27 protein-coding genes are annotated in these 24034 nt (G+C 62.7%); 24 read left to right on the top strand and 3 right to left on the bottom strand.

Annotation, left to right across the window (positions count from 1 at the left end; translation table 11 throughout):
• From rnc to gloA, 15 genes are all read left to right on the top strand, one after another.
• Positions 1 to 777, top strand: a complete 777-nt coding sequence (gene rnc, locus MSKU9_RS14940) for a ribonuclease III (protein ID WP_141262164.1) — start codon at positions 1 to 3, stop codon at positions 775 to 777.
• Positions 774 to 1688 (top strand): GTPase Era, encoded by a 915-nt coding sequence (gene era / locus MSKU9_RS14945; protein ID WP_141262165.1) that lies wholly within the window; start codon positions 774 to 776, stop codon positions 1686 to 1688. The genes rnc and era overlap by 4 nt, the downstream gene beginning before the upstream one ends.
• Positions 1689 to 1804: 116 nt before the next feature.
• Positions 1805 to 2545: a UMP kinase gene (pyrH, locus tag MSKU9_RS14950; protein ID WP_141262166.1), complete on the top strand. Its 741-nt coding sequence runs from the start codon at positions 1805 to 1807 to the stop codon at positions 2543 to 2545.
• Positions 2546 to 2621: 76 nt separating this feature from the next.
• Positions 2622 to 3188 carry a ribosome recycling factor gene (gene frr / locus MSKU9_RS14955; RefSeq protein ID WP_141262167.1) on the top strand — a complete coding sequence of 189 codons (567 nt, stop codon included), beginning with the start codon at positions 2622 to 2624 and terminating at the stop codon, positions 3186 to 3188.
• A 98-nt stretch (positions 3189 to 3286) separates the two neighbouring features.
• The gene (uppS, locus tag MSKU9_RS14960; protein WP_193557715.1) at positions 3287 to 3991 is read left to right on the top strand and encodes a polyprenyl diphosphate synthase; all 705 of its coding nucleotides are present in this window, start codon (positions 3287 to 3289) and stop codon (positions 3989 to 3991) included.
• Between the two features lie 4 nt (positions 3992 to 3995).
• Positions 3996 to 4829, top strand: a complete 834-nt coding sequence (locus MSKU9_RS14965; protein ID WP_193557716.1) for a phosphatidate cytidylyltransferase — start codon at positions 3996 to 3998, stop codon at positions 4827 to 4829.
• Between the two features lie 44 nt (positions 4830 to 4873).
• Positions 4874 to 6031, top strand: coding sequence for a 1-deoxy-D-xylulose-5-phosphate reductoisomerase (dxr, locus tag MSKU9_RS14970; RefSeq protein WP_141262170.1), 1158 nt, complete (start codon positions 4874 to 4876; stop codon positions 6029 to 6031).
• Positions 6032 to 6079: 48 nt separating this feature from the next.
• On the top strand, positions 6080 to 7186 hold the full coding sequence (gene rseP / locus MSKU9_RS14975; protein WP_141262171.1) for an RIP metalloprotease RseP: 1107 nt from the start codon (positions 6080 to 6082) through the stop codon (positions 7184 to 7186).
• A 192-nt stretch (positions 7187 to 7378) separates the two neighbouring features.
• On the top strand, positions 7379 to 9799 hold the full coding sequence (gene bamA / locus MSKU9_RS14980) for an outer membrane protein assembly factor BamA (protein ID WP_141262226.1): 2421 nt from the start codon (positions 7379 to 7381) through the stop codon (positions 9797 to 9799).
• Positions 9800 to 9806: 7 nt separating this feature from the next.
• Positions 9807 to 10655 (top strand): OmpH family outer membrane protein, encoded by an 849-nt coding sequence (locus tag MSKU9_RS14985; protein WP_141262172.1) that lies wholly within the window; start codon positions 9807 to 9809, stop codon positions 10653 to 10655.
• Positions 10609 to 11751, top strand: coding sequence for a UDP-3-O-(3-hydroxymyristoyl)glucosamine N-acyltransferase (lpxD, locus tag MSKU9_RS14990; protein WP_141262173.1), 1143 nt, complete (start codon positions 10609 to 10611; stop codon positions 11749 to 11751). The genes MSKU9_RS14985 and lpxD overlap by 47 nt, the downstream gene beginning before the upstream one ends.
• A gap of 89 nt (positions 11752 to 11840) precedes the next feature.
• On the top strand, positions 11841 to 12326 hold the full coding sequence (fabZ, locus tag MSKU9_RS14995) for a 3-hydroxyacyl-ACP dehydratase FabZ (protein ID WP_141262174.1): 486 nt from the start codon (positions 11841 to 11843) through the stop codon (positions 12324 to 12326).
• Positions 12327 to 12457: 131 nt separating this feature from the next.
• Positions 12458 to 13309, top strand: coding sequence for an acyl-ACP--UDP-N-acetylglucosamine O-acyltransferase (gene lpxA / locus MSKU9_RS15000; RefSeq protein WP_141262175.1), 852 nt, complete (start codon positions 12458 to 12460; stop codon positions 13307 to 13309).
• Positions 13299 to 14165 carry an LpxI family protein gene (locus MSKU9_RS15005; protein ID WP_141262176.1) on the top strand — a complete coding sequence of 289 codons (867 nt, stop codon included), beginning with the start codon at positions 13299 to 13301 and terminating at the stop codon, positions 14163 to 14165. The genes lpxA and MSKU9_RS15005 overlap by 11 nt, the downstream gene beginning before the upstream one ends.
• Positions 14166 to 14179: 14 nt before the next feature.
• Positions 14180 to 14569 (top strand): lactoylglutathione lyase, encoded by a 390-nt coding sequence (gloA, locus tag MSKU9_RS15010; protein WP_141262177.1) that lies wholly within the window; start codon positions 14180 to 14182, stop codon positions 14567 to 14569.
• 14 nt (positions 14570 to 14583) lie between these two features.
• On the opposite strand, the gene MSKU9_RS15015 is transcribed toward gloA, so the two are convergent.
• Positions 14584 to 14811 carry a hypothetical protein gene (locus MSKU9_RS15015; protein ID WP_162851968.1) on the bottom strand — a complete coding sequence of 76 codons (228 nt, stop codon included), beginning with the start codon at positions 14809 to 14811 and terminating at the stop codon, positions 14584 to 14586.
• Positions 14812 to 14963: 152 nt separating this feature from the next.
• Between MSKU9_RS15015 and rpmH the strand changes: the two genes are divergently transcribed.
• The 9 genes from rpmH (at position 14964) to MSKU9_RS15060 (ending at position 22053) form a co-directional block, all read left to right on the top strand.
• Complete coding sequence (gene rpmH / locus MSKU9_RS15020) at positions 14964 to 15098, top strand: 50S ribosomal protein L34 (RefSeq protein ID WP_010507731.1); 135 nt, start codon at positions 14964 to 14966, stop codon at positions 15096 to 15098.
• A 76-nt stretch (positions 15099 to 15174) separates the two neighbouring features.
• Complete coding sequence (rnpA, locus tag MSKU9_RS15025) at positions 15175 to 15525, top strand: ribonuclease P protein component (protein ID WP_141262227.1); 351 nt, start codon at positions 15175 to 15177, stop codon at positions 15523 to 15525.
• Positions 15522 to 15818, top strand: coding sequence for a membrane protein insertion efficiency factor YidD (gene yidD / locus MSKU9_RS15030; RefSeq protein ID WP_141262179.1), 297 nt, complete (start codon positions 15522 to 15524; stop codon positions 15816 to 15818). Before rnpA ends, yidD begins: the two co-directional genes overlap by 4 nt.
• On the top strand, positions 15818 to 17581 hold the full coding sequence (gene yidC, locus MSKU9_RS15035; RefSeq protein WP_141262180.1) for a membrane protein insertase YidC: 1764 nt from the start codon (positions 15818 to 15820) through the stop codon (positions 17579 to 17581). Before yidD ends, yidC begins: the two co-directional genes overlap by 1 nt.
• 13 nt (positions 17582 to 17594) lie before the next feature.
• Positions 17595 to 18260: a ribosome biogenesis GTP-binding protein YihA/YsxC gene (gene yihA, locus MSKU9_RS15040; protein ID WP_162851969.1), complete on the top strand. Its 666-nt coding sequence runs from the start codon at positions 17595 to 17597 to the stop codon at positions 18258 to 18260.
• A 66-nt stretch (positions 18261 to 18326) separates the two neighbouring features.
• Entirely contained in the window at positions 18327 to 19232 is a 906-nt protein-coding gene (gene argB / locus MSKU9_RS15045) for an acetylglutamate kinase (RefSeq protein ID WP_141262181.1), read from the top strand.
• A 141-nt stretch (positions 19233 to 19373) separates the two neighbouring features.
• Entirely contained in the window at positions 19374 to 20222 is an 849-nt protein-coding gene (gene dapD / locus MSKU9_RS15050; RefSeq protein WP_141262182.1) for a 2,3,4,5-tetrahydropyridine-2,6-dicarboxylate N-succinyltransferase, read from the top strand.
• A gap of 23 nt (positions 20223 to 20245) precedes the next feature.
• Positions 20246 to 21403 (top strand): succinyl-diaminopimelate desuccinylase, encoded by a 1158-nt coding sequence (dapE, locus tag MSKU9_RS15055; protein WP_141262183.1) that lies wholly within the window; start codon positions 20246 to 20248, stop codon positions 21401 to 21403.
• On the top strand, positions 21403 to 22053 hold the full coding sequence (locus tag MSKU9_RS15060) for a hypothetical protein (protein ID WP_193557712.1): 651 nt from the start codon (positions 21403 to 21405) through the stop codon (positions 22051 to 22053). Before dapE ends, MSKU9_RS15060 begins: the two co-directional genes overlap by 1 nt.
• 102 nt (positions 22054 to 22155) lie before the next feature.
• Here MSKU9_RS15060 and truA read toward each other — a convergent pair whose 3' ends face one another.
• The gene (gene truA / locus MSKU9_RS15065; RefSeq protein WP_141262184.1) at positions 22156 to 22977 is read right to left on the bottom strand and encodes a tRNA pseudouridine(38-40) synthase TruA; all 822 of its coding nucleotides are present in this window, start codon (positions 22975 to 22977) and stop codon (positions 22156 to 22158) included.
• Positions 22970 to 23971, bottom strand: a complete 1002-nt coding sequence (gene fmt / locus MSKU9_RS15070; RefSeq protein ID WP_141262185.1) for a methionyl-tRNA formyltransferase — start codon at positions 23969 to 23971, stop codon at positions 22970 to 22972. The genes truA and fmt overlap by 8 nt, the downstream gene beginning before the upstream one ends.
• Positions 23972 to 24034 lie beyond the last annotated feature (63 nt).

The following is a 24034-nucleotide window of genomic DNA, read 5'->3' on the forward strand; positions in this document are numbered from 1 at the left end:
ATGACGGCCGAACGCGTGCCTGCGGCGGAAATTACCCGGCTGGAGGCGTGTCTGGGGTATCATTTCACGCGGGGCGACCTGCTTTTGCGCGCGCTGACCCATCGTTCCGCAGCGCATGAGCGCAATGGGGGCCGCCGCGCACGCCAGAACGTGGCAAGGCGCGGGGCCGGGTCCAATGAACGGCTGGAGTTCATAGGCGACCGGGTGCTTGGCCTGCTGATGGCCGAATGGCTGCTCGAACGCTTCCCCGATGAGCAGGAGGGTGCGCTTGGTCCCCGTCATGCGCATCTCGTCTCCCGCACCGTGCTGGCGCAGGTGGCCCACGTCATGGGCCTGCAGTCGGCGCTGGACGTGGCCGAGCACGAAGCTCGCGCGGGCGTACGCCAGATGGCCAACGTGCTGGCCGATGCGGTCGAGGCCATACTGGGGGCCATGTACCTGGATGGCGGGCTGGATCCTGCCCGCGCTTTCGTGCGGCGGATGTGGAATGAATCCATCGTGGCCCAGGCACGTCCGCCCAAGGACCCCAAGACCGCATTGCAGGAATGGGTGCTGGGGCGGGGGCTGCCGCTGCCGCAGTACCGCGTGGTGTCCGCCGACGGGCCATCGCATGCGCCGCGTTTCGTCATTGCGGTGGACGCGCAGGGAAAAACCGGGCAGGGGATCGCGGGCAGCAAGCGCGCGGCCGAAAGCGATGCCGCATCGGACCTGCTGCGCCAGCTTGGCGCGGGCGGACAGGCCACTTCTTCCACCGACCGCAAGGGGCAGGGACAATGACCGGGCACGATCAGGACAACACGACACGCTGTGGCTTCGTGGCCATTGTGGGCGCGCCCAACGCGGGCAAGTCCACGCTGCTCAACCGCATGGCGGGCACCAAGCTTTCCATCGTCAGCCCCAAGGCGCAGACGACGCGGTTCAGGGTGCTGGGCATCCTCATGCGTGACCATGCCCAGATCCTGCTGGTGGATACGCCGGGTATCTTCCAGCCGCGGCGCAAGCTGGACCGCGCCATGGTTGCTGCCGCGTGGACGGGATCGGAAGATGCCGACATCACGCTGCTGATCGTGGATGCGCGCGCGGGCATGACGGATGCGCTGCGGGCGATTGCGACCAGGCTTGCACAGCAGAAGCGCAGGCTGTGGCTGGTGCTGAACAAGACCGACCTGGTGAAGCGTGATGCCCTGCTGCCGCTGACGGCGGAACTGTCCGCCATCCTGCCGGTCGAACACGTGTTCATGGTCAGCGCGCGTTCGGGCGAAGGGGTGGATGACCTGCTGGACCGTCTGGCCGCCGACCTGCCGGTGGGGCCGTGCCTGTATCCGGAAGATGACCTGACCGACCTGCCGGACCGCCTGCTTGCAGCCGAACTGGTGCGCGAACAGATCTTCCTGCAGACGCATGAGGAAGTGCCCTATGCCGCCACAGCCGAAACCGAAGGCTTTGCCGAACGGCCTGACGGGTCGGTGCGCATTGATGTCACGATCTATGTGGCGCGGGCTTCGCACAAGGCCATCCTGATTGGCGAACGCGGCAGCCGGATTCGCGCGATTGGCGAAAAGGCGCGCCATGAACTGACGCGGCTGCTGGGGCGTAAATGCCATCTTTTCCTGAATGTGAAGGAACGCGCGGGATGGGATGAGGAGCGCGCCCGCCTGCGTGCGATCGGCCTGGATGATGCGTCCTGAATCCTCAAAAGAGGGGTACATCGGCTTGTGGGGGGGGGCATCCCTCTATATGACAGGGCATGGCCGGGCGGCCTGCCCGTCCCTAGCCCTGTCTGCCTGACCTGCGCCGAGGACCAATGACCCAGTCCGACACACTCCCCGTTCCCTCCTACAAGCGTGTCCTGCTGAAGGTATCAGGGGAAGCCCTGATGGGCAGTGGATCATACGGGGTCGATCCCGCGACCGTTGACGCCATCGCGGCGGACGTTGCAGCCGTGGCCCGGACGGGGGTCGAAGTCTGCCTGGTCATTGGCGGCGGCAACATTTTCCGTGGCGTGGCGGCGGCAGCCCGCGGCATGGACCGCGCACAGGGCGATTACGCCGGTATGCTGGCGACCGTCATCAATGCCCTGCTCATGCAGAATTCGCTTGAACGCCATGGCGTGCCGACGCGGGTCATGACCGCCATCCACATGTCTTCCATCGCTGAACCCTATATCCGACGCCGCGCCGTGCGGCATATGGAAAAGGGGCGCGTCGTGATCTTCGCGGCGGGCACCGGCAACCCGTTCTTCACCACCGATACGGGGGCTGCGCTGCGTGCGGCGGAAATGGAATGCAACGCCCTGTTCAAGGGCACGCAGGTTGATGGCGTCTATTCCGCCGATCCGCGCAAGGTGCCCGATGCGAAGCGTTATGACACGCTGACATACCGTGACGTGCTGGCCAATGACCTGAACGTCATGGATGCGGCGGCGATCAGCCTTGCGCGTGAAAACCGGCTGCCTATCGTGGTATTCAATATCCATGGGAAGGATCCCTTCAGCCGCGTCATGCGTGGCGAGGGGCGTTTCACCACCATCGTGGCGGCTGACTGAAACCGGGCTGTCCCTGTCGCCCGTTCGCGGGTGCAGCCATGCCTGGTGGATCAAGAATCAAAAAAGGAGGGCCACAGTGTCTGTCGATCAGAAAACCTTGCTGGCGGATCTGACCCGCCGTATGGACGGCGCCATTGAAAGCCTGCGTCGTGATTTCGCGGGCCTGCGTTCAGGCCGTGCCAATCCGGCGCTGCTGGAACCCGTGCGCGTGGAAGCCTATGGCGGCGAAGTGCCGCTGACGCAGGTTGGCTCCATCGCCGTGCCGGAAGCGCGCATGCTGACGGTGCAGGTATGGGACCGGACCCTGGTGGGTGCTGTTGAACGCGGCATCCGTGATGCGGGACTTGGCCTGAACCCGGCGGCCGATGGGCAGACCGTGCGCGTGCCCATTCCCCAGCTGACGGCAGAACGCCGTAACGAACTGGCCCGGGCTGCGGGCAAGTATGCGGAAAACGGCAAGATCGCCGTACGTGGCGTGCGCCGTGACGGTATGGACCAGACCAAGAAGCTGGAAAAGAGCAGCGAGATCAGCGAAGACGATGTCAAGACATGGTCGGACGCGATCCAGAAGCTGACCGACCAGTACGTCAAGCGCATTGATGACCTGCTGGTTGAAAAAGAACGCGAGATCAAGCAGGTCTGATCAATCCGTGAATGCCGTAACCCCTGTGCTCCATAGTGTGCGTGACTGAGGAGGGCGATCAGGTCTTGTCCGGGTCAGATCATCCAGCCACAGCCCATATGTGCCTGCCGGAACATGTTGCCATCATCATGGATGGCAATGGCCGCTGGGCCAGTATGCGTGGCCTTCCGCTGCTGGCGGGACATCGCGCGGGGGCGGAAGCCGTGCAGCGGACCGTTCGCGCCGCTACGGCACGGGGGGTGCGATGGCTGACGCTGTATGCATTCTCATCTGAAAACTGGCGGCGCGCACCGGGGGAGGTTGCGGACCTGACCAGCCTGCTGCGCTACTATCTGCGGCACAAGGTGGCCGAACTGTCGCGCGAAGGGGTGCGGCTGCGGATCATTGGTGATCTTGCACGTTTCCCCCGCGATATTCAGGAAGAAGCCCGTCGCGCCGAAGATGTGACGCGTGGCAATACCCGGCTGGTGCTGGTGCTGGCGCTGTCCTATGGCGGGCGGGCGGATATCGTGCAGGCGGCAACGCGCATGGTACAGGCCGTTGCGCGGGGTGAACTGCGCCCTGACCAGATTGATGAGACCGTTTTCGCCAGTGCCCTGCTGACGGCGGGCATGCCGGATCCCGACCTGGTGGTACGGACAAGCGGGGAATGCCGCCTGTCCAATTTCCTTTTATGGCAGTCGGCTTATGCCGAACTGGTTTTCCTTGATATTCCCTGGCCGGATTTTGACGCGACGCATTTCGATACCGTGCTGGATATCTATTCACGGCGTGAAAGGCGATTCGGTGCAAGACCAGCCTGAAATCATGGGCAGGACGGCCCCTGCTGGCGCGGCAGGAAAATCAGGCAACTGGAAGGATCTGCGCGCGCGTGTCCTGTCGGCGGCCGTGCTGGTGCCGTGTGTCGCGCTGTGCGTGTGGTATGGCGGCCTGCTTTACGGCGCGCTGATCGTGCTGGCCATGGCGGGCATGGCGATGGAATGGGCGCGCATGTTCGGCTTCGGGCTGGAAACACGGCGTGGGCAGCTTTGCATGGCGTGGGCGGCCTGTATGGGGATTGCGGCGCTGGCGGGGCACTGGGGCGGGGCGCTGCTGGTCATGGCGGCGGCGATCGTGCTGGGGTCGGCCCTGTGGGCGGGGCAGGTGGCCATTGGCTGTGCCGGGCTGTCACTGCTGTGGCTGCGTTACATGAGTGAACCGGGGGCGGGGGTTGTCCTGTTCCTTGTCGCCTGCGTGGCGCTGAGTGACACCGGTGCCTACATGACCGGGCGGCTGCTTGGCGGTCCGAAGCTTGCGCCGCGTATTTCACCGGCCAAGACATGGTCAGGTTCCATCGGTGGTCTGGGGTGTGCCGTGCTTGGGGGTATGCTGATAGCAGGTCTGCTGCCCGGGGCGTTGCCGGGCGCTGTGTGGCGCGGGGCCGTGTTCGGCGCCCTTGTGGCCATGGCGGCGCAGGTCGGGGATCTCGCGGAAAGCGCGCTAAAGCGCGCGCGTGGGGTCAAGGATTCGGGCGCCATCCTGCCCGGGCACGGGGGGCTGCTGGACCGTTTTGATGGCCTGCTGGTTGCGGCCCCCATGGCAGCGCTGCTGTCGCTGGGTGCGGCGGGGGGCATTGCTTTCTGGTATGTGGGTCTGCACTGAGCCGATGGCTGCGGCCATGAACAGTTTTGGGGAATGACGTTACAATGAAGACAGTTTCCGTTCTGGGCAGCACGGGCAGCATTGGCTGTTCCACGGTGGACCTGCTGCTGCAGGCACCTGACCAGTTCCGTACCGGCGCCCTGGTGGGCGGGCGTAATGTCACGAAGCTGGCGGAACAGGCCCGGGCACTGAATGCGCAGCGTGCGGTGATCGCTGATGAAAGCCTGCTGCCGGAACTGGAACGCCTGCTGGCGGGTAGCGGGGTCGAGACCGCGGGCGGCCGTGCCGCCGTGATCGAGGCCGCAGGCCTGCCGGTGGACTGGACCATGGCGGCGATTACCGGCGCCACGGGCCTGGAACCCACGCTGGCCGCCGTGCGTAACGGCGGGTCCGTAGCTCTCGCCAACAAGGAAGCGCTGGTCTGCGCCGGTGATGTCATGCTCCGGGCCGTGGCGGATGCGGGGGCGACCCTGCTGCCGGTCGATTCCGAACATAACGCCGTATTCCAGTCCATGGCCGACAAGCAGGCCGATGAGGTTGAACAGATCATCCTGACCGCCTCGGGTGGCCCGTTCCGCAGGGCGAGCCTTGAGGAAATGGAAAAGGCCCCGCTGGAGGCCGCGCTGAAGCATCCCACATGGACCATGGGGGCGAAGATCACCATCGATTCCGCCACCATGTTCAACAAGGGGCTGGAACTGATCGAGGCCGCGCGCCTGTTCAACGTGACCGAGGACAAGCTGGGTGTTGTCGTGCATCCGCAATCCGTGGTGCATGGCATGGTTCAGTATACCGATGGCTCCATCGTGGCCCAGCTTGGTTCTGCCGATATGCGCATTCCCATCGCCCATACGCTGGCGTGGCCTGCGCGCATGGCCACCAATTCACCGCGGCTGGACCTGGCCACGCTGGCGCGCCTTGATTTCGAGGCCCCGGATGAGGTCCGTTTCCCCGCGCTGCGGCTTGCGCGCGAATCCCTGCGGGTGGGCGGTGCGATGCCCGCCATCCTGTCGGGGGCGAATGAAATTGCGGTCGAAGCGTTCCTGAAACGCGAAATCGGCTTTCTTGATATTGCACGGATCGTCGAGGATGTGATGCAATCCATCGGGCCACAGCGTGCGGATACGCTGGAGGAAGTGCTGCACTGGGATAACGAATCCCGCCGTGTTGCCCGCCAGCGTACGGTTGCCCGCGCGGCCTGACATGATTCTGGATGGTCTTTCTGGCCATCGGGAGATAGCGTAGCATTCATGCATGATCTGATCCGGACCGTTCTGGCTTTCTCCCTTGTGTTGGGGGTGCTGGTTTTCATTCACGAACTTGGTCACTACCTTGCCGCGCGCTGGCGTGGCGTGCATGTCGAGGTTTTTTCGATCGGTTTCGGCCGTCCGCTCCTGCGCTGGCATGACAGCGTGGGCACGGAATGGCGTCTGTGCCCCGTGCCGCTGGGTGGATATGTCCGCCCGCATGGATTCGAAGGGCCGGAAGACGCGACCGAGGAGCAGAAAGCAGCGTGGCAGCCCGGACGGACGTTCCATGACAAACCGGTCCTGTCCCGGGCCATCGTGATCATGGCCGGGCCGGTATTCAATTTCCTGCTGGCCATCGTGCTGTTTACCGGCCTGTTCGCCATGTCGGGACAGCCGCATATCCTTAATCAGGTGGCCCAGGTCGTGCCTGGCGGTGCCGCCGCCGATGCCGGGGTGGAAAAGGGCGACGTGATCGTGCGTGTGGGTGACCACAGTGTACATGACGTGGCCGATCTGCAGTCCTTTGTCAGCGGGCAGGCGGATGCCCGGACCACGCTTACGGTCCGCCGAAATGATGCGGAACAGACGCTGCCGGTCCATATCGGCACCGTGGGGGACGGGGGCAGCCGTCATGGCCAGATTGGCGTGTCTTTTGCAGCCGAGGTCGGCAAGCCGCAATCCCTGCCGCGGGCCTTTGTTTCCGCCATAAAGGAAACATGGAACGTGTCGGTCCAGACGCTGGATGGGCTGTGGCAGATGATTACGGGGCAGCACAGCACCAAAGATCTTGGCGGTCCACTGCGCATTGCCCAGATGTCGGGACAGGTGGCGCAGTATGGCCTGCCCAGCCTGGTGTCGTTCATGGCGCTGCTGTCGATCAACCTCGGGCTGATCAACCTGTTCCCCGTGCCGATTCTTGATGGTGGGCGGCTGGTATTTTATATATTTGAGGCTATTCTGGGGCGGCCGGTGTCCCGCCGGGTGCAGGAGATCAGCTTTCAGGCCGGCTTTGCGCTGATCGCCGGATTATTTCTGTTTTCAACCTTTAACGATCTGTCACATTTCGGCCTGTTCCAATGGCTCGCGTCGCGCGCGGGACAGGGCTAAGGTGCAGCAGGTGAGACAAGTGCTTGCACAGTGTGGCGTATATCGGATAGGTCCGCCACGAAGACTGATACATGACAGGAAGGGAGCCGGCCCTCCATCCGGTCTTAATGCATGGCTGATCCGCATGCCGAGTGGTGAGGAATAGCGATTTTGTCGAGTAAACGTTCAGCGCTGCTTGCGTCTGCCTGCGTTATGCCGCTGTTCTGGACGGCCGGTGCGTATGCACAGGAAGAAGCAGCACAGAACACGCCATTCGGCGGGGATATGGCGCCAGTGGATGGCGCGGAACAGCAGCAGGCACCCGAGGTGGAGGCGATCAAGCCCCCTCCGCTTGAAGATCCGATCGAAGCGGTGGATATCAAGGGTAACAGCCGCATCGAGACCAGCACCATCCTGTCATACATGGTTGTCCAGCCCGGCGACCGCTTCAATCAGGATCTGCTCGACCGTTCGCTCAAGACCCTGTACGCCACCGGCCTGTTCCATGATGTAACGCTCAAGCGCGTGGGCAACGTGCTTGAAGTGCATGTGGTCGAAAACCCGATCGTCAACCGTATCGTGTTTGAAGGCAACCATTCCGCCAAGGACGAGGACCTGACAAAGGTCATCTCGCTGCGGCCGCGCGCGGTCTATTCCCCGCAGGGGATTGCTGCCGACCGCACGAAAATTCTGGGGGTGTATGCAGAAAAGGCGCGTTACGCAGCTACTGTCACGCCGCAGATCATCCGCCTTGCGCATAACCGCGTTGATGTGATCTTCCACATCAACGAAGCGCAGAAAACGCTTATCAAGAAGGTGACCTTCGTGGGGAACCACGCGTTCAGCAGCGCGGCCCTGGCGGGTGTCGTATCCTCCAAGGAGACGGCGTGGTACCGTTTCTTTGCATCCAGCGACCAGTATAATCCCGAGCGCATCAAATACGATGCTGAACTGCTGCATCGTTTTTACCTGAAAAATGGCTTTGTTGATTTCCAGATCAAGAATGCCACGGGTGAACTGTCAGCTGACCGCAAGAGCTTCTACATCACCTATACGATGGAAGAAGGCCCGCGTTATCGCCTGAACAAAATGGATGTGCGGTCCTCCCTGCGCCATGTCAGTGCTGAGTCCATGCGCAAGTACATCTCGCTGTTCCACGGGCAGTGGTATGATGGCAGCGCCATCCAGCATAACGCGACGGATATGCAGGAAATGCTGCAGGGCAAGGGTTATCCCTTCGCCATGGTCCATCCTGAAATTGCCCGCAACCCGGAAAAGCGCACCGTCAACCTTCTGTTTGACATAAGCGAAGGCCCGCGGATGTATGTCGAGCGTATCGACATCAACGGCAACACCATTACCGAGGACAAGGTCATCCGGCGGCAGCTGCCCATGGCCGAAGGCGACCCGTACACCCCGCTGGACCGCAAGTATTCCAAGCTGATCCTGGAAGACCTGGGATTCTTCAAGACCGTCTCGATCGACCAGACGCCGGGTTCAGCGCCGGACAAGGTCAACATTTCGGCCGACGTGGTGGAAAAGCCGACGGGTGAATTCTCGTTGGGTGGCGGTTACTCGACCGATGCCGGCGTGCTGGGCAACCTCGGGCTGAAGCAGCATAACCTGCTGGGTACCGGCATTGACGCGGGCTTCACGGGTACTGCCGCGTATTATGAAGACCAGGCAGACATTTCGCTGACGGACCCGTATTTTCTCAACCGCAACCTTGTGGCGGGCATCGACCTGTTCGGTATCCAGAACCGCTACATGACGTACCAGAGCTATTCCGAAGCGCGTATCGGCATGACGCTGCGTATGGGTTACTCCTATAACAACCACCTGTCGCAGTCGTGGAGCTATACGCTGACCGATCGTGATATCGGGGACACGTGGTCTGATTCATCGTATTACGTGCAGGACCAGAATGGCTGGTCGCTTCTGTCACAGCTCAGCACCACACTGACATACGATACACGTGACCGCAGGCAGCAGCCGCATAAAGGTTTCGTCATACGTGTGGGTGGTGACTTCGCCGGTATTGGCGGTAACGAACGCTATCTGCGTGGCAAGGTGGATGCCGCCTACTACATCCCGCTTGACAGCATCATGGGCAACCACGACTGGACGGTCAGCTTCCGTGCCGGTGCGGGCGACATCATGAACTGGGGTGGTGGTCGCAGCGACATCATCGATAACTTCTATCTTGGTGGTAACTCGCTGCGTGGCTTCATGGATGGTGGTGTCGGGCCGCGAAGCTACGCCATCCCCGCGCGTGACGGTAACCCGATGCATTCGCAGCAGGACTTCCTGGGCGGCCGGTTCATGTACACGGCGTCAGCGCAGGTGGACTTCCCCATTCCGTTCGCATCCGCCATGGGGATCAAGGGACGGTACTTTGTGGATATGGGTGGACTGGACGGGTTGCGCGTGCGCAGGCGCTATACATCCATGAAGGACTGGCCGAAATATACCCCGGTGTATGATGATACACTGACACCTGTGGTCTCGACCGGCGTGGGTATCGCGTGGAAGAGTCCGTTCGGGCTTGTGAATATCGATCTGGGCGTTCCCCTGCACAAGGGAACGAACGACAGGACCCAGTTGCTCCGCTTCGGCTTCGGCCAACAATTCTGAGGTGATAATGTTGCGTAAATCCGGCATCCGTCTGCTTGCCGCAACCGCTCTGCTCGGGTGGGGATATCAGGCCGTATCAGGCGCGCACGCGCAGGGTTCCGGCGGGAACTCCGGCTGGTTCGTGCCCAAGGCGGCGCAGCCCGCCGCCCATCCGGCCCAGCATGAGGCACCTGCCCCCGTCCAGCTGCCCGCCCCCCAGTCGGACAGTGAGGAAGCACAGTCACAGACGCCGCCCATCCTGCCGCAGCCGCCCGTGCCCAAGGCACCGGACGTGCCCAAGAGCGCACCGCCCCCGGCCCCTGTCATCGGTGTCATCAGCGTGCCTGATGTCATGCGCATGTCATCTGCCGCGCAGCAGGCCGAACGTGTGCTGGGTGCGCGCCGTGACGACCTGGCCCGCGATGCCCAGAAGGAGCAGGCCGGCTGGCGTGACGAACAGCAGAAGCTGCAGGGTCAGGCCAAGACGATGTCATCCGACCAGATCCAGGGCAGCGAGCGCAAGCTGCAGGAACGCGTGCTGGCGGCCCAGAAAAACTTCCGCAACCGCAACCGCGTGATCCAGGAAGCCGCGCAGGTCGCGCTGGGGCAGATCGAACGTGAGCTGGTCCAGATCATACGGCAGGTTGCCGCCAGCCGTGGCATGAACCTTGTGCTGCATCGCGAGCAGGTGGCCCTGAGCCAGGAAAGCCTGGATATCACGCAGCAGGTGGCGACGCAGCTGAACGGGGTGCTGCCGACCGTATTCATCCCCGCAGCCGATGTGGACCCCGAGGTTCTGGCCAAGTCCGGTACCATGCCGACCACGGCGGATGCCGACCGTCAGGCCGCCCCTGCCGCCGCACCGGCCAAGCATTAAGGTCGGTTGCATGACAGTGACGCCGGATAACGTACCGGGCGATCCACGGTTTTTCGTAACGCAGGGACCGTTCGGGCTGGAACAGCTTGCGCAGTGCAGCGGGGCTGAACTGCGCAAGGCTGCTGACAGTGCGCAGGCCTGCACCCAGTTCAGCGGCATAGCGCCACTGCAGTCTGCAACGCGGGGGCAGGTCAGCTTTCTGGACAACCGGCGCTACCTTCCGCTGCTGGAAGGAACTGAAGCCGGTGCAGTGATCGTGGCCCCGGCATTCGCGGACAAAGTGCCTCCCCATGCCGCGGTTCTGGTGTCAAAGGCGCCGTATCAGACATGGGCACGCATTGCGTCCCTGTTCTATCCGCCGCCGCCGGTCCGGCCGGGCATTCACCCTTCCGCCGTGATCGGGACAGGGTGTGAAATTGATCCCACGGCCGCGATTGGTGCGTTTACGGTGGTGGGTGATGGGGTGCGCATTGGTGCGGGTACCGATATCGGTACCCATGTCAGCATCGGGGGCGGGGTGGAAATCGGGGCGCGCTGCCGCATTGGCGCGCATGTCGCCATTTCCCATGCCCTGCTGGGTGAACGTGTCACGCTGCTGCCGGGCGCGCGTATCGGACAGGACGGATTTGGCTTTGCCGTAACGTCCGAAGGTTTTGAAAGCGTGCCACAGCTTGGCCGCGTGATCCTGGAAGACGGGGTAGAGATCGGGGCCAATTCCACCGTGGATCGCGGGTCCATCCGTGATACGGTGATCGGGGCTGGCTCACGCCTCGACAATCTGGTGCAGATTGGCCATAATGCGCGGCTGGGACGCTGCTGTATCGTGGTTTCCCAGGCTGGCATTTCCGGTTCGACCGAACTTGGTGATTTCGTGACGGTTGCGGCGCAGGCCGGCCTGATCGGGCATATCAAGATCGGCACCAAGGCCCGGATCGGCGCGCAGTGTGGTGTCATGTCCGATGTGGAAGCCGGAGCCGATGTAATCGGCAGTCCGGCTATGCCTTTTCGGGAATTTTTCCGGAATGTCGCCTTTCTGCGTCGGATGGCCAGGAAAACGACGCAGGATGGAGGCAGTGAAAAGGCAGACAATGCCTGATTGCCTGATATCATTGCATATTCAACCGGCCCGAAGCCACTGTTCCGTCTGGCGCGGGGGCTTTCAGGCCGAACAAGTGGTTGGACGACGTGGATAAAGAAGTAGAGGCACTCCCAGCGGACGGAACACCCGCGACGCTGGAATCAATTGATATCATGCGGATCATGGAAGCGATTCCCCATCGCTATCCGTTCCTGCTGATTGATCGCATGGTTGATATCGTGCTGGGGCAGTCGGCGGTTGGCATCAAGAATGTCACGGTCAACGAACCGCATTTTCAGGGGCATTTCCCGGCACGTCCCGTCATGCCCGGTGTCCTGATCATCGAAGCCATGGCCCAGACAGCGGCAACGCTGGTGGTCATGACGCTTGGTTCGGCATTCGAAGGCAAGCTGGTCTATTTCATGACGATTGATGGCGCGAAATTCCGCCGTCCCGTCGGGCCGGGTGACCAGTTGCGCATCCATGTCGAAAAAGAACGTAGCCGCGCGAATGTCTGGAAATTCAAGGGTGTGGCGCGGGTTGATGGCGTATCTGTTGCCGAAGCAACATTCAGCGCCATGATCATGGGGTAATACCGCGGGAAACGGGTGGTGGCGCGGGTCCGTCCAGCGGGCGGCCCGGTGTCCGCTTCCGGGTCTTTGGGCCATAGTTACTTGCGGGGATGGAGGCTATTCTGGCAGGAAGTTCATCTAACGGTACCGACATGGATGAACGGCGTGGAAAAGCGCCTGAAATCCATCCATCGTCCATTGTTTCCAGCCGTGCGCGTATTGGTGATGGCGTACGCATCGGGCCATGGTGCTCGATCGGACCGGATGTCGAAATCAGGGATAATGCCGAACTGATTTCACATGTGGTGGTTGATGGTCGCACGACCCTGGGCGAAGGGGTGGTGTGTTATCCCTTCACATCTGTGGGCATGGCGCCGCAGGACCTGAAATACAGGGGCGAGCCGACATCGTGCATGATTGGTGCCCGCACCATCATTCGTGAAAACGTGACCATTCACCGTGGCACGGCCACCGGTACGGGTGTGACCCGCATCGGGCCGGACTGCCTGATCATGGCCAATTCCCATGTGGCGCATGACTGTACGCTGGGGCGTGGCGTCATTATCGTCAATAATGTGGTCATGGGTGGCCATGTGGTGATCGGGGATGATGCCCGCATCATGGGGGCGGCCGCCCTGCACCAGTTCGTACGCATCGGCCATGCCGCACTGGTCGGTGGCGTGTGTGGGGTGGAAGCGGATGTCATTCCGTATGGCAGCGTGCTGGGTAACCGCGCGCGGCTGGTGGGACTGCACTGGATCTGGCTGAGGCGCAATGGTGTCCAGCCTGATGAGGTCCGGCGCATGCGCCAGGCCTTCCGTGCCCTGTATCCCAAGGCGGCCCACGCCACTGGCGCGGTTTTCCAGGACCGGCTGGAGCATGTGCGCCAGACTTATGCTGATGACGCGCGTGTTGTTGAAATCCTTGATTTTATTGCAGCCCCCAGCCATCGCGGCCTTGTCAGGGTACAGGGCGGGGACATGATCGAGAGCGATGGCGCCTGAACTGGCAGTCGACCGGCAGGGGGCATGCGTTGGTATCCTTGCCGGTGGTGGCCCGTTGCCCGGTCAGGTGGCGCGGGCGGTAGAGCGGGCGGGTGGCCAGGTTTTCATTGTCGGTTTCCAGGGTTTTGCTGAACCCGCGGTGATCGGGCACTGGCCCCACCGCATGATCCGTCTTGCGGCGGCGGGTGAAATCCTGTCCGCATTACATGAACATCACTGTCATGACCTTGTGCTGATTGGCCCTGTAAGGCGGCCTTCCCTTATCAACCTGCGTCCTGATGCGACGGGTGCCCGGATTCTGGCGCGTATTGGCAAGGCGCTGTTCGCGGGTGATGATGGACTGCTTGGGGCAATCGTGCGCGTGCTGGGGGAAGAAGGTTTCACCATCCGCGGCGCGCATGAATATCTGTCCGGGTCGGTCGCACGCCGGGGCGTGATGGGTACGATCAGCCCCGATACGGCGGCACGGGCCGATATCATGCAGGGCCGTCGCGTGGTGCGGGAACTGGGCAGGCTGGATATCGGGCAGGGATGTGTGGTCCAGGGCGGTCTGGTGCTGGCGGTCGAGGCGCTGGAAGGCACCGACTGCATGCTGGAACGCGTGGGTGGCCTGCGGCAACCCGACCGTCCTGCCGGTGTTCTGGTCAAGATGGCCAAGCCGGGGCAGGAGCGGCGTGCCGACCTGCCAACGATTGGCCCGCGAACGGTTGCAGGTGCCGTGGCTGCAGGCCTGCGTGGAATCGCGATCGAGGCAGGGGCTACCCTGATGACCGATCCCGCCGCCTGCATTACGATGGCGGATGAGGCCGGACTGTTCCTGATCGGAATTGGCGGCGAAGATGAAAAAATGGACTGAAGGGGAAATGCCGGATGGGAACCTACCTGCACACAATGGTGCGCGTGCGCAATCTGGAAGCCAGCCTTGATTTCTACCAGTTGCTGGGCATGCGCGAACTGCGCCGCAAGGATGTGCCCGAGGGGAAATACACCCTTGTATTCATCGGCTATGCCGATAATGCGGCGGGACAGGCGGAAATCGAACTGACCTATAACTGGGGTCAGGATGATGGATATGACGTGGGCACGGGATTCGGTCACTTCGCCCTTGGGGTGCCCGACGTGACCGCCCTGGTTGAAAAGGTCCGCGCAGGCGGTGGCAAGGTCACGCGCGAGCCGGGGCCGGTCAAATTCGGCACCACCTTCATCGCTTTTGTCGAAGATCCCGACGGCTACAAGATCGAACTGATCCAGAAGTCCTGATCGGGTCAGTGCGCTTATGATCTGCGCGCGGCAAGAAGCTGACGCATTGCGCTGAGTTCCCTTGTCGCCGCATCCAGGGCCGTCAGGATGTCCTGTGCTGCCTGCCGGATGTGTTCGTCCTTGCTCAGCGCCAGCGAATCCGCCCGCAGCATGGCGGGGGACAGGTGGCCACGGATGTCATGGATGTGCTGCCGCAGGATATCGTCGGTCGTATCGGCAGAGTCGCGTGCAGGGCTGGTCATGAAAATCATCCGGTTACGGTGCGGGAGGGGAGCAGCATTGACGTTGCCCGAAAGCATCAGTATAAGGCGCGGCTCAGGGTTTCCGTAGTGTACGGGGCCTGTTGGAATTTATTCCGTAACCTGTCTGTCATTGTCAATCTGGGAGTGCCGTTGTGAAGCGCACGTATCAACCCTCGAAGCTGGTCCGCAAGCGTCGCCACGGCTTCCGTTCGCGTATGGAAACCGTTGGTGGCCGTAAGGTTGTCGCAAACCGTCGCACCAAGGGCCGCAAGCGTCTTTCTGCCTGAGGCAGGTGACGTCTGTACGTTCCGGGTGCCTGTGTGTCCGGAACCATGAATGTCTCTATACAAGGGGCGGCTGAAAGTGGCCGATAAGTCCACGCGCCTTAAGAAACGCGCTGAGTTCCTGCGGGTTGCGGCCAAGGGTCGCAAGGCCCCCGTTCCGGGACTGGTGCTGCAGGCGCTTGAACGCGGCGACATGCAGGCTGCCCGGTACGGTTTTACCGTTACCAAGAAAGTAGGCAATTCCGTCGTGCGCAACCGGGTGCGGCGGCGCCTGCGTGAGGTAGTCCGGCTGGTGGGCCGCGAACAGGCGCTTGCAGGCGTCGATATCGTGGTCATTGGTCGGGCTGGCACATGCGGGCGGCGGTTTGATGCCCTGATGGGGGATTACCGCAAGGCCCTGCGCAAGGCGGGAGTGAAGGAAGAATCGTGAGCACGTCTTCCATCAGCCTGCCTGCCCATATGCTGCGCGCGGCCATTCGCGCGTATCAGCTGGTGATCCGCCCCATATGGGGTGCGCATTGCCGATTCACTCCTTCATGCAGTCATTACGCACGCGACGCGATCGCCCGTCACGGGGCCATGCGCGGCAGTGTACTGGCGGGGTGGCGCATCCTGCGCTGCAACCCCTGGAATGCGGGTGGTCATGATCCCGTTCCCGCCACGGTCTGCGGCTGTGACATGCATGACTCCATGAAAAACACGAAAAGTCTGGCGGGTCGCTGATGGATATCAAGCGTTTTATGGTGGCAACAGCACTGTCTGCCGTGGTGCTGGTTGGGTTCGAGTATTTCCTGCCACAGCAGCATAAAACGGTCGAACAGCAGGCTGATACCACCACGCCTGCGTCGGCACCGGCCCCCGCGCCAGCGGATGCCACGGCCGCCGCAGCACCCGCGGATACGGGCCAGCCCGACCCGCGCGTTGCGATTGACGCCGACCGCGTGCATGGCTCGCTTGACCTGCGTGGCGCGCGTCTTGATGACCTTGTGCTCAAGAATTATCACGAGACGGTGGAGCCGGGCAGCCCGCTGGTACGCGTGCTGGAACCGCGCGGGCAGGCGGAGCCGAACCTGGTTGAGGTCGGCTGGACCAATGTCAGCGGCGGCCATGTCAGCGTGCCCGACGCCAATACCATCTGGACTGCCGATCATGATACCCTGACCCAGGCGCAGCCCGTTACCCTGTCATGGGATAACGGTCAGGGGCAGGTGTTCCAGATCACCATCGCGATTGACCAGAACTACATGTTCTCGGTTACGCAGAAGGTCATCAACCATGGCGGGGATGCGGTTTCGCTGTATCCTTTCTCCCGCGTGGAACGTGCCTACACCCCGGTCGAGACGGGCGGCTACCTTGTGCATGAAGGGCCGATTTCCGTCATTGACCACAGGCTGGATGAAAGCTCCTACAAATCCCTGCGCAAGGGGGCGGTGCCGCCGGGCAACATCGCGTGGACCAAGACGGGTCAGGGTGGATGGGCCGGGATTACTGACAAGTACTGGCTGTCCGCCGTGATCCCGCAGCAGGACAGTGATGTCGCGGGCACCTATGCCTACCAGCCCGCGGGCGGGGACAAGGGCATCTATGATGTCGGCTTTACCGCGCGTGCGCCGCTGGTGGTTGCCGCCGGGGGCGATGCCACGACCGCAAGCCATGTGTTTGCCGGGGCGAAGGAAGTGCCGCTGCTGGAAAAATATGAATCCAGCCTGCATATCCCCGATTTCTGGAAAGCGGTCGATTTCGGCTGGTTCGCGTTCCTGACCCGTCCGATCTTCACGGTGCTGGACTGGCTCAACACCATGCTGGGCAATTTCGGCCTGGCCCTGATGGCGTTCACCCTGCTGGTCAAGGCGCTGTTCTTCCCGCTGGCGACCAAGCAGTTCCATTCCATGGGCAAGATGCGGCAGCTCCAGCCCAAGATCAAAGCCCTGCGGGAACGGTATAAAGACGACCAGATGGCGCTGAACCAGCAGATGATCGCGCTGTACAAGCAGGAAAAAGTCAATCCGGCCAGCGGCTGCCTGCCCATGCTGCTGCAGATCCCGGTGTTCTGGTGTCTGTACAAGGATCTGTACGTCACGATCGAGATGCGGCATGCGCCTTTCTTCGGCTGGATCCATGACCTGTCTGCTTTCGACCCGACAAACCTGTTCACCCTGTTCGGGCTGATTCCGTGGAATCCGTCGGTCATTTCCCCCATGCTCCAGCTTGGGCTGTGGCCGATCGCGTTCGGGCTGACCATGTTTGCCCAGATGCGTCTGAACCCGACACCGGCGGCGGACCCGGCGCAGCAGAAGATGTTCCAGTTCATGCCGATCATCTTTACGTTCTTCATGGCGCGGCAGCCATCGGGACTGGTGATCTACTATTGCTGGAACAACCTGCTGACCATGGCGCAGCAGACGCTGATCCAGCGCCGCATGAACAGGGGTACGCCCGCTGTTGCTGCACCCACGAAGCCCAGGCTTCCGTCAGGGAAGAAATAGGGACGGGACCAAGATGGTGGAATTTTCCTCATCCATGCCGACACCGGAAGAAATGGAACGCGACATTGAAATTGGTCGCGTCCTGTTCGCGGGTGAATTCAATTTCGTGTTTGGTGCGCAGCAGCTTGGCCAGCTGCCTGATCCCGTGCTGCCCGAAATCGCGTTTGCCGGGCGATCCAATGTCGGCAAGTCCAGCCTGATCAACGCCCTGACCGGGCGAAAGGCACTGGCGCGGGCCTCGTCCGAGCCGGGACGGACCAAGCAGCTCAATTTCTTTGAACTGGCCGACCGGCTGACACTGGTGGACATGCCCGGCTATGGTTTTGCCAAGGCCGCCAAGGCGGTCAAGGAAGACTGGCAGGGCATGATGTTTTCCTACCTGCGCGGCAGGCCGACGCTACGCCGTGTCGTGCTGCTGCTGGACAGCCGGGTGGAGGTCAAGGCGACCGATCAGGAAATCATGAAACTGCTGGATCGGGCTGCCGTGACATTCCAGGTCGTGCTGACCAAATGCGACGTGCCCAGGCCTGCGGTGCTGGAGGCCAAGATGCGTGAAGTCACCGGTATCGTGGCCACACATGCGGCAGCTTTCCCGGATGTGCTGGCAACCAGCAGCGAGACCGGGACAGGTATTGCGGAACTGCGCGCGGAACTCGCACGGCTGGCCAATCCGGTATAAGGCGGCCACACGGTTGGCCCTGCGGGGCATGGGTATTCAGCAGTCAGGAGCGAAGGGAACGTTCGGATGACAGGAACGCAATCGGGCGACCGGGAAGCACAGGCACGGGCCGAGGTTCTGGCCAGGGCGCTGCCTTACCTGCGTCGTTATGCGGGGGATACGGTTGTCGTCAAATATGGCGGCAGCGCGATGGTCGATACATCGCTGTCCACCGCGTTTGGCCATGATATCGCGCTGCTCAAGCAGGTTGGCGTCAACCCGGTCGTGGTGCATGGCGGCGGGCCGCAGATCAGCGCGATGCTCAAGCGGCTGCAGATTGAATCGACCTTCATCGACGGCCTGCGCGTGACTGATGCCGCCATGATCGACGTGATCGAGATGGTGCTGGGCGGCAAGGTGAACAAACAGGTCGCGGGCCTGATCAACCGGGCCGGTGCGCTGGCGGTTGGCATTTCGGGGCTTGATGGTGGCCTGATTTCCGCCCGCAGGCTCCAGCGCCGCGCGCGTGAGGCCGGGGTCGAGACCGATCGCCTGCTGGACCTTGGCTTCGTGGGGGAACCGACCCGCATCGACCCGCGCGTGATCTATGCGCTGTCCGGTTCGGGGCTGATTCCGGTGATCGCGCCCATCGGCGCGGGCGAGCAGGGCGAGACCTATAACATCAATGCCGATACGGCCGCGGGTGCGATTGCGGGTGCGGTCAATGCCAGTCGCCTGCTCATGCTGACGGATGTGCCCGGCGTGCTGGATGGAGACGGGAAACTGATCCCGGAACTGACGGCGGAAGATGCGCGTCGCGGCATCGCCAGCGGCATGATTTCCGGCGGCATGATCCCCAAGGTCGAAACCTGCCTTGAGGCCGTGCGCGCGGGGGCGAAGGCCGCCGTCATCCTTGATGGCCGGGTGCAGCATTCCTGCCTGCTGGAACTGTTTACGGAAGCCGGGCCGGGCACCCTGATCCGGGGCAGCTGACCCCCGCTGGATCAGGTCATGTGGAGGGGGGCATTGCGTTGACATTGCCCATGATCCTCCGCATGGTCCGCAGGCAATCAATACCAAAGGCCCCCGGCGTGCCCTGCCGGGGACGCCTGCCCAAGACAGGATTTTGCAAATATGACCGATACATCCCTTCAGAGCCAGATCGAGGCCCTGTGGGAGCGTCGTGAGACGCTGTCCACCGCCACCACCGGCGCTGACCGTGATGCCGTCGAGGCGGCGCTTCTGGCGCTGGATTCCGGCCGGCTGCGCGTCGCAACCCCCGGCCCGGCTGGCTGGGTGGTCAATGAATGGCTGAAGAAGGCTGTCCTGCTGTCCTTCCGCCTCAATGACAACCGGATTGTCGAAGGCGGCGGTGCGGGGGCACCCAGCTATGACAAGGTGCCGCTGAAATTCGCAGGCTGGGACCAGGCGGCGTTTGCCGAGGCAGGCTTCCGCGCGGTGCCGGGCTCCATCGTGCGCCGTTCCGCGTTCATCGCGCCGGGTGTTGTACTGATGCCCAGCTTCGTCAATGCCGGTGCGTATGTCGATAGCGGCACGATGGTTGATACATGGGTCACGATCGGCAGTTGCGCGCAGATCGGCAAGAACTGCCATATCAGCGGTGGCGTGGGCATTGGCGGCGTGCTGGAGCCGCTGCAGGCCGCCCCCGTCATCATTGAGGACGGTTGCTTCATCGGCGCGCGTTCGGAAGTGGCCGAAGGCGTGGTGGTCGAACGTGGCAGCGTGCTGTCCATGGGTGTGTTCCTTGGTGCTTCGACCAAGATCGTTGATCGTGCGACGGGTGAAGTCTTCATGGGCCGTGTCCCGGCCTATTCCGTGGTCGTGCCCGGCACGCTGCCGCCGCGTCAGGCGACCAGCACCGATGGCAAGCCACTGCCGTCGCTGGACTGCGCGGTGATCGTCAAGCGCGTGGATGAACGTACGCGTTCCAAGACCTCGATCAACGACCTGCTGCGCGGCTGACCGGTATCATGGGGGACGGCGGAATGGCGGATACGCAACACGATCCCGGCGGTGTTATCGCCCTGACGCGTGACCTGATCCGCTGTCCTTCCGTAACCCCCGATGATGGCTGCGGCATCACCGCGCTGGCCCGCGTGCTGGAACAGATCGGTTTCAGCGTCACCCTGCTGCCGTTTGGCGAAGGGGTGGCGCGCACCCCCAACCTGTTTGCCCGCCTTGGCACGGGGCATCCACATCTGTGTTTCGCCGGGCATACGGATGTCGTGCCGGTGGGGGATACGGCCGCGTGGGCGCATGACCCCTTTGGCGGGGCAATACATGACGGTGTCCTGTTCGGTCGTGGCGCGTGCGACATGAAAGGGGGCATTGCCGCCTTTGTCGCCGCCGTCAGGCTGTATCTTGAACGCACGCCGCAGCCGCAGGGATCAATCAGCCTGCTGATTACGGGTGATGAGGAAGGCCCCGCCACCAATGGCACGGTACGCGTGCTGGAATGGATGGCGGCTGAAGGCCAGATTCCCGATTTCTGTCTTGTGGGCGAACCTACCAATCCCGCCGGGATGGGCGAAGTCATCAAGATCGGCCGTCGTGGCAGCCTGAATGCCCATATTACCGTGCAAGGCACGCAGGGGCATGTAGCCTATCCACACCGGGCGGATAATCCGGTCCATCGCCTGCTGGCGCTGCTGGGTGAACTGACGGCGGCCCCGCTGGATGACGGCAGTGAGTGGTTCGAGGCATCCAGCCTGCAGGTGACCAGCCTTGACGTGGGCAATACGGCCACCAATGTCATTCCTGCCCGGGCCGAAGCCCGGCTGAACATCCGTTTCAATGACCTTCATACCGGCGCCGACCTTGCGGGCTGGATCCGCACCGTAGCAATCCGTCATGCCCCCCGGGCGGATGTAGGTATCTCCATCAGTGGTGAATCCTTCCTGACCGAACCTGGCGCATCGGTCGAAGCCCTGCGTGCGAGCGTGCGTGCGGTGACGGGGCATGTGCCGAAGCTGGATACCGGCGGCGGCACGTCGGATGCCCGCTTTATCAGCCGTTACTGCCCTGTTGCGGAATTCGGGCTGGTGGGGGCAAGCATGCACAAGACGGACGAGCATGTCAGCCTGTCAGACCTGAAGCATCTGACGGCGATCTATACCGGCTTCCTTGAAAAGGTAATGCGTTAATGTCTGATCGCGGCATATCCCCCGAGCCGAATTCACCCGGACTTGGCATGATCCTCAAGGGAATGCTGCTGCTGGGGCGGGGCCGTGCGGAAGGCATCGCCTATTTTGGCAATACCCGCGATTCCGTTCTGGCCGCGCTGGCGCCCCGCCTTGCGCTATGGCTGGTGGGTGGCGGCCTGACCATTGGCACCGCCCCGCAGGCGATCAGTGGGGTGAAGGTGCTGTTCGCACTGTGCCTGATCCTGCTGCCTGCCGTTGTGACCCATGCGCTGGCGCGGCGGTGGAAGCGCGAAGGGCTGTGGCTGCGCTACATCACGGCGGCGTGGTGGACAGACTGGGTCACGCTGTTCGTGGGGCTGGCGGTGGCGCTGCTTATGGCGCTGGCCTCGCCCAAGCTGCTGGAATCCGCCACGGGGGCGATGATCCTGAATGGGGTGGAGTTCGGCTACAGCCTGTGGCTGACGTGGTACGTGGCGCGTATCGGCCTGCTGTTGCGGCGTGGGCAGGCGGTGGTGCTGGTGCTGGCGATACTGGGCAGCCTTGGGTTGCTGTCAATGGCGGTCGGTGTGCTTTCCCCGAACCAGCGTGCGTGGCATGACTTTCTTTATCCCCTGCTGGTGCAGCAGGGTCAGGGGTCTGCCCATCGATGAAAAACAGAAGTTTCCGGGTGTCGCCTGTTTTTAACAAGGCAGCGTCTTTCAAAGCTTTTTGAAAAAACTTCACCCAAAAACTTTTACTGGTTGGTGCACAGGTCAGCGGCTGAAGGGATTTTCCTCGTAGCCTACGCCGGTCAGGCACAGGCCTTCCGGTGGGGCGGTCGGGCCGCCCGCACGGCGGTCACGGGCTGCAAGGGCCTGTTCGACCCGTTCCGGTGCCCAGCGGCCTTCTCCCACCAGTTTCAGGGTCCCCGCCATGTTGCGCACCTGATGGTGCAGGAAGGAACGGGCTTCGGCTTCAATCACGACATGGTCGCCCTCGCGCCGTACATCCAGTCGGTCGATCGAACGCACCGGACTGCGTGCCTGACAGGCCGAGGCACGGAAAGACGTGAAATCATGCCGTCCTACCAGCAACTGGGCAGCAGTGTGCATCACATCGGCATCCAGCGCTGCACGGACATGCCAGACGTGCCCTTCCTCCAGCGCCGGGCGGGCGGCACGGTTGAGGATACGGTAGCGATAGGCGCGTGAGCACGCTGAAAAACGCGCATTCCAGTGGGGCAGCACCGGGCGCGCCATAAGTACCACGACCGGATGCGGCTTCATGTAGAAATTCAGTCCGTCCCGCACCGTGGCGCTGGACAGCGTGACATCGGCTGGGAAATCCAGATGCGCGACCTGCCCGCTGGCATGTACGCCGGCATCAGTGCGACCGGCGGTGATGCTGCGGACATCGCGTCCGGCTGTCAGGTTTTTCGCGGCATTCTCCAGAATACCCTGTATCGAGGTCAGGTGTTCCGCCTGCTGGCGCTGCCAGCCAACAAAACCGCGCCCGTCATATTCGATCAGAACTGCCCACCGGCAGACCGATGGCGGGGCGGCGTCACCGGGACGCGCGGGCGGGGTTTCAGGCATCGGGCATCTCCAGCCCGAAACGTGTGCCGGGGGCGACGGCCTGCCCGCGCAGGAAATCGGCAGCATCCATCATGCCACGTCCGGGGCGTTGCAGGCGGGTGATGCGCAATAGCGAGTCTTTGCCACAGGTAACGCAAAGCCGGTCATCCACTACCATGCCAGGGACGAGCGGCATGTTGTAGGCCCGGGCATGGTCCACCGCTCTGATCACCATCTTCTTCGTGTCGGAAGAATTAAAACTTAAACTGTATTCAAGGCTTACCGCCCCGATCTTGATGACCTGACCATCAAGCGTGGTGAAGGTTCCCGGCCACGGGGTCAGGGCCCGCACCTGCCGGTCAATCTCGGCAGCGGGGCGGGCCCAGTCGATGCGCCCGTCCTCGCGGCTCAGGCGCTGGACATAGGTGACACCGGTGTCAGGCTGCGGCGTGCCGGGAAATGGTGGACGGCTCAGGACATCAACAATCAGCCGCCCGCCCATGGCCGCAAGGTCGTCATGCAGTGTGGTGGCGGTGGTATGGTCGGTCAGCGTCACATGGTCACGCAGCAGCATGGCCCCGGTATCCAGTCCTGCATCCATCTGCATGATGGTAACGCCACTTTCCCTGTCACCGGCCAGAATGGCGGCCTGTATCGGGGCGGCGCCGCGCCAGCGTGGCAGCAGGCTGGCATGGATGTTCAGGCAGCCACGCGCGGGGGCGTCGAGCATCTCCACCGGCAGGATCAGCCCATAGGCCGCCACCACGGCGGCATCCAGCTTCAGGTTACGGAAATAGGCGTGTTCTTCCGTATTGCGCCGCAGGGACTGCGGCGTGCGGACGGGAATGCCCAGTTCCTCCGCCGCGACCTGCACGGGAGAAGGGCGCAGCTTCTTCCCCCGTCCGGCGGGGCGGGGGGGCTGGCTGTAGACGGTTACGATGTCATGCCCGGCCTGATGCAGGGCGCGCAGGGCGGGCACCGCGAAGTCAGGTGTACCCATGAAGGCCAGTCGCATGTCGTTGGGGTCCGTTCAGGCTGGGCAGGACCCGTCTGGCGCATTCAGGGTCCGGCGGGGGAT

The organism is Komagataeibacter diospyri (assembly GCF_006538165.1).
In the GTDB taxonomy this organism is placed as follows: Bacteria; Pseudomonadota; Alphaproteobacteria; order Acetobacterales; family Acetobacteraceae; genus Komagataeibacter; species Komagataeibacter diospyri.